At 72.5% G+C, this 15,500-nt stretch carries 13 protein-coding genes; 5 read left to right on the plus strand and 8 right to left on the minus strand.

All coding sequences use genetic code 11. From position 1 onward, the window contains the following. Positions 1–29: 29 nt before the first annotated feature. The gene (locus HNR20_RS05925) at positions 30–533 is read right to left on the minus strand and encodes a polyadenylate-specific 3'-exoribonuclease AS (protein ID WP_110564193.1); all 504 of its coding nucleotides are present in this window, start codon (positions 531–533) and stop codon (positions 30–32) included. A 272-nt stretch (positions 534–805) separates the two neighbouring features. Between HNR20_RS05925 and HNR20_RS05930 the strand changes: the two genes are divergently transcribed. After that, positions 806–1,498: a Crp/Fnr family transcriptional regulator gene (locus HNR20_RS05930; RefSeq protein WP_007463121.1), complete on the plus strand. Its 693-nt coding sequence runs from the start codon at positions 806–808 to the stop codon at positions 1,496–1,498. Between the two features lie 80 nt (positions 1,499–1,578). Here the strand turns inward: HNR20_RS05930 and HNR20_RS05935 are convergent, their stop codons facing one another. Further along, complete coding sequence (locus HNR20_RS05935) at positions 1,579–1,842, minus strand: hypothetical protein (RefSeq protein WP_184177154.1); 264 nt, start codon at positions 1,840–1,842, stop codon at positions 1,579–1,581. A 137-nt stretch (positions 1,843–1,979) separates the two neighbouring features. Here HNR20_RS05935 and HNR20_RS05940 point away from each other — a divergent pair, with 137 nt between their 5' ends. The 3 genes from HNR20_RS05940 to HNR20_RS05950 all read left to right on the plus strand — a co-directional run bounded on the left by HNR20_RS05940 (position 1,980) and on the right by HNR20_RS05950 (position 8,241). After that, the gene (locus HNR20_RS05940; protein ID WP_184188051.1) at positions 1,980–5,453 is read left to right on the plus strand and encodes an ATP-binding protein; all 3,474 of its coding nucleotides are present in this window, start codon (positions 1,980–1,982) and stop codon (positions 5,451–5,453) included. Between the two features lie 290 nt (positions 5,454–5,743). Beyond that, positions 5,744–6,586, plus strand: coding sequence for a DUF308 domain-containing protein (locus HNR20_RS05945; RefSeq protein ID WP_184177156.1), 843 nt, complete (start codon positions 5,744–5,746; stop codon positions 6,584–6,586). Positions 6,587–6,744: 158 nt separating this feature from the next. Beyond that, entirely contained in the window at positions 6,745–8,241 is a 1,497-nt protein-coding gene (locus HNR20_RS05950) for an alpha,alpha-trehalose-phosphate synthase (UDP-forming) (protein WP_229687200.1), read from the plus strand. Between the two features lie 59 nt (positions 8,242–8,300). Here HNR20_RS05950 and HNR20_RS05955 read toward each other — a convergent pair whose 3' ends face one another. The 6 genes from HNR20_RS05955 to HNR20_RS05980 all read right to left on the minus strand — a co-directional run bounded on the left by HNR20_RS05955 (position 8,301) and on the right by HNR20_RS05980 (position 13,566). Next, a complete protein-coding gene (locus HNR20_RS05955) occupies positions 8,301–9,095 on the minus strand; it encodes an alpha/beta hydrolase (protein WP_184188053.1) in 795 nt (264 codons plus the stop codon). 20 nt (positions 9,096–9,115) lie between these two features. Beyond that, positions 9,116–10,522, minus strand: a complete 1,407-nt coding sequence (locus HNR20_RS05960; protein WP_184177160.1) for a flavin-containing monooxygenase — start codon at positions 10,520–10,522, stop codon at positions 9,116–9,118. 112 nt (positions 10,523–10,634) lie between these two features. Further along, positions 10,635–11,339 (minus strand): endonuclease/exonuclease/phosphatase family protein, encoded by a 705-nt coding sequence (locus HNR20_RS05965; protein WP_184177162.1) that lies wholly within the window; start codon positions 11,337–11,339, stop codon positions 10,635–10,637. 11 nt (positions 11,340–11,350) lie between these two features. Next, positions 11,351–12,298: an ROK family glucokinase gene (locus tag HNR20_RS05970; RefSeq protein WP_184177164.1), complete on the minus strand. Its 948-nt coding sequence runs from the start codon at positions 12,296–12,298 to the stop codon at positions 11,351–11,353. Positions 12,299–12,374: 76 nt separating this feature from the next. Then, positions 12,375–13,079 carry a hypothetical protein gene (locus HNR20_RS05975; RefSeq protein ID WP_184177166.1) on the minus strand — a complete coding sequence of 235 codons (705 nt, stop codon included), beginning with the start codon at positions 13,077–13,079 and terminating at the stop codon, positions 12,375–12,377. A gap of 31 nt (positions 13,080–13,110) precedes the next feature. Continuing rightward, the gene (locus HNR20_RS05980; RefSeq protein WP_110564133.1) at positions 13,111–13,566 is read right to left on the minus strand and encodes an SRPBCC family protein; all 456 of its coding nucleotides are present in this window, start codon (positions 13,564–13,566) and stop codon (positions 13,111–13,113) included. Positions 13,567–13,684: 118 nt separating this feature from the next. Between HNR20_RS05980 and HNR20_RS05985 the strand changes: the two genes are divergently transcribed. Further along, on the plus strand, positions 13,685–15,499 hold the full coding sequence (locus tag HNR20_RS05985) for an AMP-dependent synthetase/ligase (protein ID WP_184177168.1): 1,815 nt from the start codon (positions 13,685–13,687) through the stop codon (positions 15,497–15,499). Position 15,500: the final 1 nt, after the last annotated feature.

The raw sequence follows: 15,500 nt of genomic DNA on the forward strand, positions 1-15,500 counted from the left end.
CGACAGTACGACCGCCACTCAACGGTTCGTCAGCGCCCGCCAGCTGTCATCGCCCGCCAGCGGGCCAGATTGTGCCGGGCGTCGACCAGCGCGTCGTGCCGGGCCGCGTCCGCGTCCGGCAGGGACGGCCGACCACGGTCGTCCCAGAGCTGCCGCAGCTCCTTGGTGTAGCGGGGAATCTCCCGGGGCAGCGCCGGCATCGCACCCCAGAGCTGGGCGAGCACCACGTGGTCGTACGCGGCGAACCAGGCCCACAGCTCCAGCTGCTCCCCCGGCCGGTCCCGGATCGGCTCGACCAGGAAGTCGTACAGGTCGTCGCGGATGCGCTCGCGTGAGCGCCAGGCCCGGTCCGCCGGGGAGGGCAGCTTGTCCAGCACGTTGCGCCGGACCCAGGGCACGGCGCGGGAATCGTCGAACTCGGTGGAGACCGCGTAGAACTCACGGCCGTACTCGTCGACGACACCGATCGAGACGAGGTCGACGGTTGTGCCGTCCTCGATGAACTCGCAGTCGTAGAAGTAGCGGTAGACCATTCCGGCCATCCTCGCCCACCGCCGCGCGGCCGTGCCCGGCGGGGGCCTGCCCCGACGCTGGCGGCGGGCCGGTCCGGCACCTCAGCCAACGGTACGCAGCAGCTCGCGACGGTCACGGAAGTGCTTCGAGGGGTGTACAGCAAGCGACCGGACCGTCATGATCTGATGTGTACCGCTACCGGACGCCGAATCGGTGTCAGTTCACCTTGTCAGGGCCATGAGGTTCACCCGGTGAGCGAGTTTGTGGTCCATGACCGGGGAGGGGTTGGGCCGTGGAGATGCGCCTGCCGGAGCCGGGTGACGCGCTCACGGGTGTCGAGATGTTCGCCGGCCTGGAGCCCGAGGTGCGGCAGCGCGTCATCGCCGCCGCCGTCCCGCGCACCTACCGCAAGGGCCAGCTGCTCTTCGTGGAGAACGACCCGGGCGAGTCGCTGATCGTGCTGCGCCGCGGCGCGGTGGCCGTCTTTCGCACCGCACCCACCGGCGAGCGGGCCGTGCTGTCGGTGATCCGTCCACCGGACGTGCTCGGCGAGGTCTCCCTGCTCGACGCGTCCACCCGGTCCGCCTCGGCCGAGGCCATTGAGGACTGCGCGGCGCTCGCGCTCTCGCGGGGCGCGTTCATGGAGCTGGTGCACTCCAACCCCCGCATCCTGGACGCGGTGATGCGCTCGCTGGGCGGGCTGATCCGCCGGCTCACCGAGCAGAACGCCGACCACGTCTTCCTCGACCTGCCCGGTCGGGTGGCCAAGACGCTGGTCCGGTTGGCCGGCGAGAGCCAGGCGCCGATGATCACGATCGAGCTCAACCAGAGCCAGCTGGCCGAGATGGCCGGCGGTTCCCGGCAGAGCGTCAACCAGGCGATCGGCTCCTTCGCCAGCCGTGGTTGGCTGCGTACCGAAGGTCGCCGGATCGTGGTGACCGACGTGGCCGCACTGCGCCGCCGCGCCGGCATGAACGACCGCTGACCCGCACACCACCCGAGGACGCCCCCGGCAACGGGTGAGGCCGGCAGACCCCCACGGGTCCGCCGGCCTCATCCGGCCGATCAGTTGCCGTTGTCGTCGGCCGGCGGCGCGCCCGGCCCCGGGCCGATCTTCTTCGGATCGGTCGGCTTAGCGGTCGTGGACGTGGACGTGCTCGACGAGGTGGTCGTGGTCTCCCCCGACCCGCCCCCCTGACCTTCAGGCTCTTCCACCATGCCCTGCTCCTCAAGTTCGGCGAGAGTGACCGCATCGACGTCGATCGTGTCGCCCGGAGCCCACCGCATACCACCCGGATCGGTCCACGAGGCGGACAGTCGTACCTGCACGGCACTCTCCCTGACATGAAACTTCCTGATACGGAACACTAACTCCGACCGATCGATGACGTGGCCCGCCCGCACGTCGGGTAGCCGACTGGCCGGGGCCGCCGCGATACTGACCCCTCTCGCCCACGGAGCTGAACATCGACCTCAGGTGTGGACACTGCGCCCGCGCGGCCGGGCCGGACGACCGCTTCTGCGGTGGGTGTGGCCAGCCGCTCGCGGTCAACTGCGCGCACTGTGGGCACCCCAACAGCACCGAGGTCAATTTCTGCACCAGCTGCGGTCAACCGCTGCGGGAGCACGTGGTCGTGGTGCAGGAGGACCGGCGCCAGGTCAGCGTGCTCTTCGTCGACATCGTCGACTTCACCAGGTACGCGGAACGGGCCGACCCGGAACAGGCCCGCGGCCTGCAGCAGACCTACTTCGCCACGGTGCGACGGATCGTGCACCAGTACGGCGGGGTGGTCGAGAAGTACATCGGGGACGCGGCGATGGCGCTGTTCGGCGCGCCGGTGGCCACCGACAACGACGCGCTGCGGTGCGTCCGCGCCGGTCTGGAGCTTCAACGCAGCCTGGCCCACCAGCCCAGCGGCCCGCAGCCGCCGCTCGGCTTCCGGGTCGGCATCGCGACCGGCGAGGCCCTGGTCGACCTCTCCGCCACCCGCGACGGCGGGCAGGCCTTCGTCACCGGCGACGTGGTCAACACGGCGTCCCGGTTGCAGGCGTTCGCCCCGGCCGGCGGCGTCGTCGTCGACGAGAGCACCTGGTCGGCCACCCGCCACGAGATGGAGTACGCCGACCAACCGCCGGTCACGCTGCGCGGCCGGTCCGCGGAGAGCCGGATCTGGCTGGCCGTGCAGGTCCGGCCGCACCGGGACCTGCGCACCGCCGAGCTGACGCCGATGGTGGACCGGGAGCACGAGCGCGGCCTGCTGGTCAACGCGCTGCACCGGACGGTGACCGAGCGGACCTCCCAGTTGGTGACGGTGTTCGGCCCAGCCGGCGTGGGCAAGAGCCGGCTGTTGCGCGAGCTCGCACGGCACGCCGCAAGCCTGCCCGGACCTCCGGTCACCTGGCTCGTCGGGCAGTGCCCGCCGTTCGGCGAGAACGTCACCTGGGCCGCGTTGGCGGACATCGTGAAAAATTGGGTGGGCGTGCCGGAGGTCGACGACCCGGCCGCCCTGCGCGAACGGTTGCGGGCCCGTCTGGGGCAGCTCGCCGACCCGCACGCGACCCGGCTGGCCGAGGCGCTCGGACCGCTGATCGGCGTACCCGGCGAACGGCTCACCCCCGGCGAGACCGAGGCCTCCTGGCGACGTTTCCTGCTCGCCCTGGCCGCCACCGGTCCGACCGTGCTGGCCTTCGAGGACATGCACTGGGCGGACCAGGCGATGCTCGCCTTCGTCGAGCAGTTGGGCGCGACGGCGCGCGGCGTACCGCTGCTGGTCGTCGCGACCGCGCGGCCGGAGCTGCGGGAACGACACCCGGCGTGGACCGCGACGATCAGCGGCGCGATGTCCATCTCGGTGCCGCCGATGCACGACACCGACATCGACACGCTCTACTCGCTGCTACTCGGACAGTCCACGCTGCCCACGACCGCGCGCACTCCCCTGATCGAGTTCGCCGACGGCAACCCGCTCTACGCCCAGGAGTACGCCCGGATGCTGCTCGACGGCGGCCTGCTCGACGCGGTGCGCTCGCCCGCCCGCCTCGACCCCGACGGTGGCGCGGAGATGCCCCGGACGGTGCAGGCGGTCATCGCCAACCGGCTCGACCTGCTGGACCCGGCCGACCGGGCGGTGCTCCAGGCCGCCGCGGTGGTCGGCGTGCAGTTCTGGGCCGCGCCGGTGGCGACGGCGCTGGGGCGGCCGGTGGAGTGGGTGGAGCGCGCGCTGGACCGGCTGCAACGGCGTGACCTGGTGTACGAGCAGGACACGTCGACGATGCCCGGCCAGTCCGAGTACCGGTTCCGGCACATCCTGGTGCGGGACGTCTGCTACCAGCGGCTGCCGAGGGCCGAGCGGGTCCTACGGCACCAGCGCACCGCCGACTGGATGGCGCAGCTCAATGACGGCCGACAACACGACCTGGCCGAGGTGCTCGCCAACCATCGGTGGGCCGCCCACGAGATCGCCCGGACCGTCGGGCTGGACACGGCCCCCTACGCCCCGCCCGCGCGGGCCGCGCTGCACCGGGCGGCCCGCCGGGCGTACGAGCTGCACGCGTTGGACACGGCCGCCGCGCTTGTCAGTCGGGCGCTGGCCCTCGACGTCGGGCCGGACCCGGCGCTCGAGCTGTTCGACGCGGAGCTGGCGTTCTACCGCGACGGCGACGCGTTCCTGGTCGCTGGTGGCACGGACACACTCACCCGGCTGGCCGAGCGGCTCACCGCGGGTGGCGACCGGACGGGTGCGGCGCGGGCCTGGACGCTGCTGGCCACCGCCGCGTGGAGTCGGGCCGACCGTTCCGCGACCCTGCACTGCCTGGACCAGGCGATCGGCATCTACAGCGAGCTACCGGACAGCCAGGAGAAGGCGGGCGCCCTGCTGGAGCTGGCCCGCGTGCACATGCTCAACGCGGAGACCGACCCGGCGTGCGCCGCGGCCCGGGCCGCGGAGACCCTCGCCGAGCGGCTCCACCTGCGTGAGGTGCAGGCCAACGCGCGGATCACCCTGGCGGTCGCGCGTTACCTGGCCGGCTCCGCCTCGGCGTACCCGGAGCTGGTCGAGGTGACCGAGCACTGCAGGGTGGAGCGGCTGACCAGTCGACGTCGGGCGGTGCAGAACCTGGCCTGGGCGTTGCAGGAGGAGGGCGACCTGGCCGGCTCGGCTCGGCTGGTCGACGAGCAGCTCACCCTCGATCTGGGCGGCGAGCACAGCCTGGCGACCAGCTTCGCCGACCAGTGGGCGCGGGCGTACTACGCGGGTGACTGGACGGCCGCGCTGGCGATGGCAGCGGAGTCGACCCGTCGGCCGACCGCGGAGTGGGACCTGCACATCGTGGCGGTCTCCGGCTGGATGCGCGGGCTGGCCGGCGCCGAGCCGGGCGGGGCTGCGGGACCGGGCGGGGCGGGGCCGGATCTGGTCGAGCAGGCTCTGGTGGCGGCGCGCCGCAGCGGATTCCATCGGGTGCTGCGCTCCACCCTGGCGCACGCCGCGCTGTGCCGGGCCGTGCAGGGCCGCCGGGGCGAGGCGATGGAGCTGCTGACCGAGTTGGACGAGGACTGGCGACGGACCCGGATGATCCCGTTCGCGGAGTGGGTGCCGGCCGTCGGGCACGTCGCCGGGGTACTCGGCGCCGACGCCGCCCGGCTGGTCCGGGAGTTGCTCGACCGGGCCCCCCGGATGACCCCGTGGGCCCGCGCCGCCCGCCAGGTCGCCGACGCCACCCTGGCCCGGCACGACGGGGACGCGGCCACCGCCGCGGGCCTGCTGACGTCCGCGTCGGCGAGCTACGCCCAGATGGCCGACGTGACCGACGAGATCATCACCATGGCCCTGGCGATCGGCCCGCTGGCCGAGATCGACCCACCCGCCGCCGCGACCGCCCGCGCCCGCCTGCACGACTTCGCCGCCCGGCACCACGCCCCCACCCTGCTCCACCTGCCCTGAGGGCCGCACCCGTCGAGTCAGCCCCTCGATCGCCGGCAGTTGAGCAGGGCAATGCTCGGCGTGTCGGGTCGCCCAGGTGCCATCGATCATCGAGATCGCACTTGTTGAGCAAGAAGGGACAAAGAACCCCCGCCGCGACCTGCGGCGGTAGCCGTGACTTTGGAAGACGCGACACAACGCACTCCCGGAACCATGCCCGGACGTGTCACGATTCAGAGCACGGCGTGCGGTCGGGCGTCGAGGGAGCCAGGGGCGGTCGCGTCGAGCGGCGCGTTAAGGGGGATGTCCGGGTGTCAGCGGGTGGTGCCCGCCGGGGACGGCGGGACAACGGGCTCGACGCGAACGAGTACGCCGTCGTCGGCGACGTCGATCCGCGCGTCGGCGAGCACCTGCTCGACGTGCTGGCCGCCGGCGGGATCGCCGCCTACCTGCAGCCCTCCGCCGACCTCAACCCGGTCACCCGCACCACCACCGTTCCGGCCCGGCCGGTCGACCGGCTCTACGTCGACCGCTCGCACCTGACCACCGCACGCGACTACCTGACCCAGCTCGCCGACGAGAGCACTCCCGAGCAGCCACCCGCCCGGGACGAACCGGACATCGACGCCGAGTGGGCGCGGATCGTCGCCGGCTTCCACACCTCCTCCACTGTCGGCGAGCACCCGTGGCCGGCCTCGGAGGACGTGGACGAGCGGGACGAGCCGTCCGCTGGCCCGCTGGCCCGCTCCGGGGCCGACGAGCCCGGTCCGACCGCCACCGACGTCCGCCGGCTACCGTCCGCGACCGACATCTCCGGGATCTCGGTCGGGCGCGGCGCCCGGCCGGACGAGCCGTCGCTGCTGGACGGGCTGGACACCTTCGGCGCCGACCTGCCCGACGACGAGGACGACGAGGGTTACCACCCGCCGCCACCGCCGCCGCTGCCCCGGGTCAGCAAGTACGCGGTGGTCGGCGTGCTCGGCGTGGTCATCGGGTTCGTGCTCTTCCTCTTCCCCTGGTTGCTCCCGGTGGACCGCTCGGCGGTCACCCTGTTCGGGTTCACCGGCATTCTGGCCGGTTTCGTCACGCTGATCTGGCGGCTGCGCCCCGGCGACGAGGACGAGGACGACCCGGACAACGGCGCCGTCGTCTGACCCTGGCCCGCATCCCGGGACGGCACCGACCCGCCGAGGCCGTAACAGTGGTGTAACTTACTGTCAGTAGGAATACCGCTGTACGTCACTTCCCCCGCTGACTGACCGGTTTTTCCTTGCTCGCGGCGGTCAGCCCTCTGCTGATCGGAATGCCCGAGATGCGACAGAGTTCCCTTGTGGTGGTGGCCAACCGCCTCCCCATCGACGACAACCAGGCGCCCGACGGGGCCTGCGAATGGCGGCGCAGCCCGGGCGGGCTGGTCAGCGCGCTGCACCCACTGCTGCGGCACACCCCGGCCACCTGGGTCGGCTGGGCCGGCGGCACCGGGCCCGCGCCCGCACTACCGGACGTGGACGGTGTCCGGATGCACACCGTCGCGCTCAGCCCCGATGACCTGCGAGACCACTACGAGGGGTTCGCCAACGCCACCCTCTGGCCGCTCTACCACGACGCCGTCGAGCAGCCGCAGCATCACCGTCGGTGGTGGGAGGCGTACCAGCGGGTCAACCAGCGCTTCGCCGAGGCGACCGCCGAGGTGACCGAGCAGGGCGGGATGGTCTGGGTGCAGGATTACCACCTGCAACTCGTCCCCGGCCAACTACGGGCGCTCCGTCCGGACCTGCGCATCGGGTTCTTCCTGCACGTGCCGTTTCCGCCGCCGGAGCTCTTCATGCAGCTGCCGCGCCGGGCCGAACTGCTGCGCGCCATGCTCGGCGCCGACCTGGTCGGCTTCCAGCGCGTGCAGGCGGCGCACAACTTCGCCCAACTGGTGACCAGGGTCCTGGATCTGCCGGCCACCGACCGGCGAATCGGCATCGACGACCGGGTCGTCCGCATCGGCGCGTTCCCCGTCTCGATCGACACCGCGGAGATGGGCGCGCTCGCCGCCCGCCCGGACGTGGCCGCTCGCGCCCGCCGGCTACGGCAGGACCTCGGCGACCCCCGGCAGGTCATCCTCAGCGTGGACCGGATGGACTACACGAAGGGCATCGAGCAGCGCCTCAAGGCGTACAGCGAACTGCTCGCCAGCGGCGACGTGAAGGTCCGCGACACGGTGCTGGTGCAGGTCGCCATGCCGAGCCGGGAACGCGTCGGCCAGTACCAGATCCTGCGTGAGCGGATCGAACGCGAGGTGGGCCGGATCAACGGCGAGTTCGGCCGGGTCGGCGAACCCGCGATCCACTACCTGACCCAGCCCTTCGACCGCGCCGAGCTGGCCGCGCTCTACCGGGTCGCCGACGTCATGGCGGTGACCCCGCTGCGCGACGGGATGAACCTGGTCGCCAAGGAGTACGTGGCCGCCCGGGTGGACGACACGGGCGCTCTGCTGCTCAGCGAGTTCGCCGGCACCGCCGCCGAACTGTCCCAGGCGTACCTGGTCAACCCGCACGACCTGGAAGGGCTCAAGCAGGGCATCTGCGCGGCGCTGCGAGCCAGCCCGGCCGACATCACCCAGCGGATGCGGGCCATGCGCGCCCACCTGAGCCAGCACGACATCCGGGCCTGGGCCCGCTCCTACCTCCACGCGCTGGACGAGCGCGGCGCCCTGGTCGGCCGTCTGACCAGCACCGACGCCAACCCCGACGACGCCGCCCGGGTGCCCCGCCCCGCCACCCCGACCGCCGGCCAGGCCACCCGCCAGACCAGCGGCTGACCCGGCCACCCGCGAGGCCGGCGGCGCAGACCTGACCGGTGTGCGGCCGGCCTGGTTGCTCAGTGCCCCGCGGGCTCCTTCTCCAGCCAGTCCAGGATCGCGTCGATCGGCTCCGCCCAACGGGCGTCCAGCATCACGTCGTGGCCCATCCCGGGGAAGAGCAGCGGCGCCGAACCGTACCGGCGGGCCACCCGAGTCAACGTCGACGCCGGCACCACCCGGTCATCGGGACTGCCCAGCACCAGCACCGGCGGTGCGCCCACAGCCGGCTCGGCCTCCGGCTCGCCCAGCAGAGCCCACTGCGCCCGCCGGCCCGCCCGACCGAGCCGTCCGACGTAGCGCCGGGCCTCCTCGTCGGGCAACTCGCGGCTGAACAACTGCCCACGACTGAGCCGCAACGGCCCACCGAACACCGCCGGCAACGTGCCGGCCGGGTTGCGGCGCAACGCCGCCCCCAGCACTCCCCAACCCCCGAAGACCGGCGCCACCAGCACCGCACCCCGCGCCGGGTAGCGGGCCAACGCGTGCGCCACCACCAGGGCCCCGGCACCGTGCCCCACCAGCACCGCCTGGCGCGGCAGGCCCGCGGCCACCTGAACCACATCGTGGGCGTACGCCCGCAGCGTCGCCTCCGGCGCCGGCTCGCTGCCACCGTGCCCGCGCAGGCTCACCGCGTACGCCGGGAAGCCCCGTGACGCCGCGTGACCCAACCAGTGCTCGGCGAACGCCCACGCACCGTGCCCGAAACCGGGAACGAAGAGCAGCGGCGGCCGCCCCTCCTCCAACTGGGGAACGGCGCTGAGCACCTCCCGCCGGGCCGGCCGGACCGGACGGGACCACTCCCGGCCCCGCATGATCCGCAGCTGACTCGCGCTCACTTGCCCTCCAGCTCGACCAGGGCGCGCTCGACGGCGCGCAGGTAGTCGGCGTGACCGACCTCGAACCAGTGCCGGCTGCTCTCCTTGACCGGCCCGGAGTAGCGCTCGCCGGCCCGTTCCCGCACCCGCTGCCCGAACGCCGCGGCCCGCTCTGGTCGGTCGCGGCGGGCCTGCAGCAGTCGGGCGAAGAGGACCGTCTGCCAGTGCGACAGGGTGAACAGGCCGGAGTCGGGCTGCACCAGGCCGGCCACCGCCAGCGTCGGATGCCCCGGGGTGAACGCGTTGAGCCACAGCCCTGGCCGGCCCGCCCCCGCGCTGTCACCGAACACCGACGCGTCGAGGAACTCGAAGCGCGGCAGATAGCCGGTGGCGAAGACGACCACCTCGGGGTCGATCTCGCGGCCGTCGGCCAGCTCCACGGCGTACGGGTGGAACCGGGCGACGTCGGGCACCGGGCCGATCCCGCCGTGGCCCACGTAGTAGACGAGCTGGCTGTTCGCGATCGGGTGCGTCTCGTACACCCGGTGGTCGGGCTTGGGCAGGCCGAAGCGGGTCAGGTCGCCGACGGTCAACCGCAGCGTCCAGTGGTAGAGCCACTGCCGCAACCGCAGCGGCACGCGCAGCGCCAACAGGCTGTCGTTCACCTGGTCGGCGGGGCGGCCGAGCACGTACTTCGGCGCGTACCAGTAGCCGCGCCGGGTGGAGTGCCAGCAACGCGATGCCTGCTGGGCGGCCTCCACGGCGATGTCGCAGCCGGTGTTGCCCGCACCGACCACCAGCACCCGCTTGCCGCGCAGCTGCGCCGGGTCCTTGTAGGACGAGGCGTGCATGATCTCGCCGCGGAACTGTTCGAGGCCCTCGTAGCGGGGCAGCTTCGGCGACCAGTTGTGGCCGTTGGCGATCACCACGGCGGCGTACCGGGAGGTGCGCTCCGGGCCGTACCCGCCGGTGGAGCGGGTGGTCACGTCCCACCGTTCCCCCTCGGCCGGCTCCACCCGGATGACCTCGGTGCCGAACCAGATGTGGGAGCGCAGGTCGAAGTGGTCGGCGTACCGCTCGAAGTACGACAGCAGTTGGCTGTGGTGCGGATAGTCCGGCCAGGAGTCCGGCATCGGGAAGTCGGGAAACTGGGTGAACGGCTTCGACGAGATCAGGTGGGTGCTGGCGTACACCGGGCTGCGGTCGTGTCGCCAGTTCCAGGCGCCGCCGACGCCGGTCTCCCGCTCGTAGCAGTCGACGCCGAAACCGTGTTCGCGCAGGTTCTTGATGGCCGTCAGGCCGCTGGCCCCGGCCCCGATGACGCAGACCGTGTCGCCGCGGTCGGAGACCGGGCGGTCGTCGCTGCCCAGCCCGGACGAGGTCGCCTCCGGGTCGGGCCGGCCGTGGTCGGTGGAGGTGGACACCGGGACATCTCCTTTTGTACGGCACGGGTGCCGGTCGCCGCGAAATCCTCTCCACAACGGAGCCGGATGTCCAGCCCTGACGCGGACAAATCGACGTCGGGCCGGGTTGAGGTCAGCCGGTGGTGGGCAGCAGCAGGTCGACCAGGACCGGGAAGTGGTCGCTGGCCCGGCGGGTCTGCGGAGTGTCCACCACGTCGTAGTCGACCACGGTGATCCGCGGGTCGACGAAGAGCGCGTCGATGCGCCGACGCGGGTCGGCGCAGGAGTAGGTGAGCCGGTCCGCCCGGTCGGCCGCCACCGCGGCGTCGGTCAACCCCCGGGACACCGTTGCCCACGCGGGCCCGTCCGGACCCTCGTTGAGGTCCGCCCCGGCCAGCACCGGGCTGGTCGCCGCGTCCAGCCCACGCCGGAACTCGGCGGCCTGTGCGGGACGCTCGGTCGGGTCGGTGGACAGGTGCGAGCCGGCGAGGGTGAACCGGGCGTCGCCGACCCGGCAGTCGGCGTACGCGGCGCCGCGCAGGTGCCGGCCGGGGGTCAGCGGGAAGCGTTGGCACCGGGTGCCCAGCACCCGGACCCGCAGGCTGGTCAACAGCAGGTTGCCCAGCGCGGGCAACCCGCCGGCGGCAACCACCAGGCCGAACGACTCGGCCAACGTGGCGGACTTCTGCCGCCACCGGAACCGCCGTGGCCCCTCCTGCACGATCACCACGTCCGGCGTCGCGGCGCGGACCACCGCCGCCAGCGCGGCCGTGTCGTCGCGCTGGCCGTGAATGTTGTACGACACCACGCGCAGCGGCACGCCCGCACCCTGGCCCATCCCGGACCGCTTCAGATCCTGCGGGCCAGGTCGGCGGCGCCGATCACCCCGGCGTTGTTGCCCAGCTCGGCCGGGAGCACCTCGGCCACCGGCAGGCGACCGCGTTGGGCGAGCGCGTCGAGGTACGAGCGGCGCGTCGGGCCGAGCAGCAGGTCACCGGCGTCGATCACACCGCCACCGACCACCAGGGTCTGCGGGTCGAGGATCTGCGCCATGTCGGCGAGGCTGGTGCCCAGCCACCGGCCGATCTGTGCGAACGCCTCGGCGGAGATCGGGTCGCCACCCTGCGCGGCGGCGGTCACCATCGGACCGGTGATCGCCTCGACCTCCCCGCCGGCCAGGGCCAGCAGCGCGGTGGCCCGGTTGGGCTCCTGCCGGGCGCCGGCTCGGGCGAAGCGTACGAGGGCGCTGCCGCTGGCGTACTGCTCGATGCAGCCCAGCCGCCCGCAGCCGCACTGGTGCCCGTCCGGCACGGCCAGCATGTGGCCCAGCTCCGCGGCGATGCCGTGGGCGCCCCGCATCAGCTCGCCGCCGAGGACGATGCCGCCGCCCACGCCGGTGCCGATGGTGAACATGATCATTGAATCGTCGGCGGCGCGGGCCGCGCCGTAGCGGAACTCGGCCCAGGCGGCGACGTTTCCGTCGTTCTCCACGATCACGGGCAGGCCGACAGCCTTGCTGACGTACTCCCGCAGCGGCTCGTCGCGCCAGGCCAGGTTGGGGGCGAACAGCACGGTCGAGCGGCTGGCGTCGATCCAGCCGGCCGCGCCGATACCGACGGCCTCGATCGTCCGTCCGGCCGCCAACTCGCCGACCAGCTCGATGATGACGTCGCGGGTCTTGCCGACGTCATCGGCGGGGGTGTCCCGTCGGGCCTGCACGAGGACTTCGCCGGTGTCGTCCACGACACCGCCGGCCACCTTCGTGCCACCGACGTCGACTCCGATGGTCAGCGTCACCGCTGCCGCTCCCCTCTGCTGTGCTGTCCGACCCGTGTCCCGGCCGCATGCCGGTCCGGGTCGGTATGTCCCGCGCTCAGGCGCCGTCGCCCGGCGCTTGCGCACCGGTGTCGTCGGGCACCCGCGAGGCGGGCACCGCGGGACGAGTGGTCGGTGCCGGCACGGTCGCCGGCCCGGCGTCGTCGACGGGTGGTGCGGCGGCCGGGGCGAGTGGGTCCGCCGTCCGGGTGGCGACCGACCAGACATCCCGCTCCGGCGCCGGCTGAGAATCATGCCCGGTGCGGGTGGCATCGCGCCACACGTGGTCGTCGCCGGCCCCGGTGGACGGGTCACTCGGTGCCGGCTCCGGGAGCACGTCGTCGGTGCTCGCGGCGGGCGTCGGCGCTGGCGGGGCGCTCGACCCGGATGCCGGCTCGGATGGGCTCGTCGCGGGCGGCTCCGCCGGGGAGAACGCACGGAGCAGGCTGGCGACGCCTGCCGCGAGGTCACCGGCGCCGGTGGCGAGGCGTTCGGCGAATTCGGGACTAGGGTCGCGTAACGCGGCGATGCCGCGACAGACCGGGCAGACGCAGCATTCGGCCGAACCGGTGGCGAAAGCACCGCCGGTCCCGGAGCGCCCATCCGGGCCGGCACTGTGACCGAGGACACCGGACAGCACCCCGCCCAGCGAGCCGAACGCGCCGCTGGCCGAGCCCGTGGAGGCCAGTCGCGCCCCTGCGAGCAGGGTGGCGACCAGCCGCTCCGCCTCTTCCCGGGCCGAGCCCGGATCCGTTCCGCCCACCGTCGGCTCCTCTACCGTGCCACCGGACACGTCACTGCGCCGCACCGGTTGCTTCTACCCGGCGCTTGAGCTGCTTCAACGCGGTGTCCATGATCATCTTCTCGGCTTTACGCCGAAACATCCCCAGCATCCCCACCGACAGGTCGACCTCCAGCGTGTAGGTCACCGTGGTGCTGCCATCCGGGTTACCCACCAGGTCGTACGAACCGCGCTGGCTCTTCTGCATCTTCGAGGGGGCCACCAGGTGCCACTCGATCCGGGACAGGTCCTCGGCGTACTCGTAGGCGAGCACGTAGTCGTCGGCCATCACCCCGGCGTCGATGGTGAAGTGCACCTGACTGGCGTAGCCGTCCTCGTACTCTTCGACGACCTCGGCCCGACGCACCGCGTCGGTCCACTCCGGGTAGCGCGCGAAGTCGCAGATGACCGCCGTCACCCGATCCGGTGCGGCGCCGATGATGATCGACTGGGTGGAGGAGTCCGCCATGGGGGGAGGCTACCCGCATCCTGCTTGACCCATCTGGACCGCCCGCCGGGTAGGTTTCGACACAGCCGACGCCCAGGGTGGCCGCCGGCCCCGCCAGTGCGAGCACGAAGGAGTGCAGGTGCGCGAGTTCTCCGTCCCGCCGATCGTCACCGTTGGCGACGCGGCCAACCTCACCGATCCGGTCTGGGACAACGCCGAAGTCGCGCCCGACGCCGTCCAGTTCGCCCGCCCCACCCCCGGCGCCGACGGCACCACCACCGCCTGGACCGAGGTGACCTGCCTGCAGTTCCGCGACGAGGTGGCCGCCGTGGCCCGTGGGCTGATCGCCGCCGGCATCGAACCGGGTGTCCGGGTCGGGCTGATGAGCCGCACCCGTTACGAGTGGACGCTGCTGGACTACGCCATCTGGACCGTCGGCGCGGTCACCGTGCCGATCTACGAGACGTCCAGCGCCGAGCAGGCCGCATGGATCCTCGAGGATTCCAACGCGGTCGCCGTCGTGGTGGAGACCGACGCGCACGCCGCCCTGGTCGCCGGTGTCCGGCACCGGCTGCCCGAGCTCAGTCACGTCTGGCAGATCGACCTCGGTGCGGTCGACGAGCTGGTCACGACCGGCGCCACTGTCGAGCTGGCCGAGGTCGAGCGGCGGCGCAAGGCGGTCCACGCCCACGACCTGGCCACGATCATCTACACCAGCGGCACCACCGGCCGGCCCAAGGGCTGCGTGCTCACCCACCGCAACATGTACGCCGACATCGCCAACGCGGTGCCGGTGCTGCCGAACCTGTTCAACGCCGGCGCGTCCACCCTGCTGTTCCTCCCCCTGGCGCACGCCTTCGCCCGGCTGATCCAGATCGGCCTCGTGCAGGCACGGGCCACCATGGCGCACTGCGCCGACACCAAGAACCTGGTCGCCGAGCTGCAGGCGTTCCGCCCGACCTTCGTGCTCTCCGTACCCCGGGTGTTCGAGAAGGTCTACAACGCGGCCAAGCAGAAGGCCGAGGCCGACGGCAAGGGCGGCATCTTCGCCCGCGCCGAGCAGGTCGCCATCGCGTACAGCGAGGCCCTGGAGACCCCCGGCGGACCCGGCATCGCGCTGCGCGCCCAGCACGTGGTCTTCGACCGGCTGGTCTACGGCAAGCTGCGCGCCGCGCTCGGCGGGCGGTGCCGCGACGCCATCTCCGGCGGCGCACCGCTCGGCGCTCGGCTCGGTCACTTCTTCCGGGGCATCGGCGTGACTGTCCTGGAGGGCTACGGCCTGACCGAGACCTCGCCCGCCGCCGCGGCGAACCTGCCCACCGGCACCCGGATGGGCACCGTCGGTCGCCCGCTGCCCGGTGTGACCGTGCGGATCGAGGACGACGGCGAGATCCTGATCTCCGGCGATCTGGTCTTCCAGGGCTACTGGCGCAACGAGACGGCGACCGCCGAGGCGATCAGCAGCGACGGCTGGTTCCGTACCGGCGACCTGGGCAACCTCGACTCCGACGGCTACCTGAGCATCACCGGGCGCAAGAAGGAGCTGATCGTCACCGCCGGCGGCAAGAACGTCGCCCCGGCGGTGCTGGAGGACCTGGTCCGGGCACACCCGTTGATCAGCCAGTGTGTCGTTGTCGGTGACCGGAAGCCGTTCATCGCGGCGCTGGTCACCCTCGACGAGGAGGCGCTGCCGGCCTGGCTGGAGAGTGCCGGGATGCCCGCCGAAACCTCGGTCGAGCAACTGCGCGAGCACGAGGCCATGCGCAAGGAGATCCAGGCCGCGATCGACACCGCGAACCAGGCGGTCTCCAAGGCCGAGGCGATCAAGGTGTTCCGGGTCCTGCCCCGCGACTTCGCCGAGACGACCGGCGAGCTGACCCCGTCGCTCAAGGTCAAGCGCCAGGTCGTCCACAAGACGTACGCGGCGGAGATCGCCGATATCTACCGAGGCTGAC

The organism is Micromonospora parathelypteridis, assembly GCF_014201145.1.
GTDB lineage: Bacteria > Actinomycetota > Actinomycetes > Mycobacteriales > Micromonosporaceae > Micromonospora > Micromonospora parathelypteridis.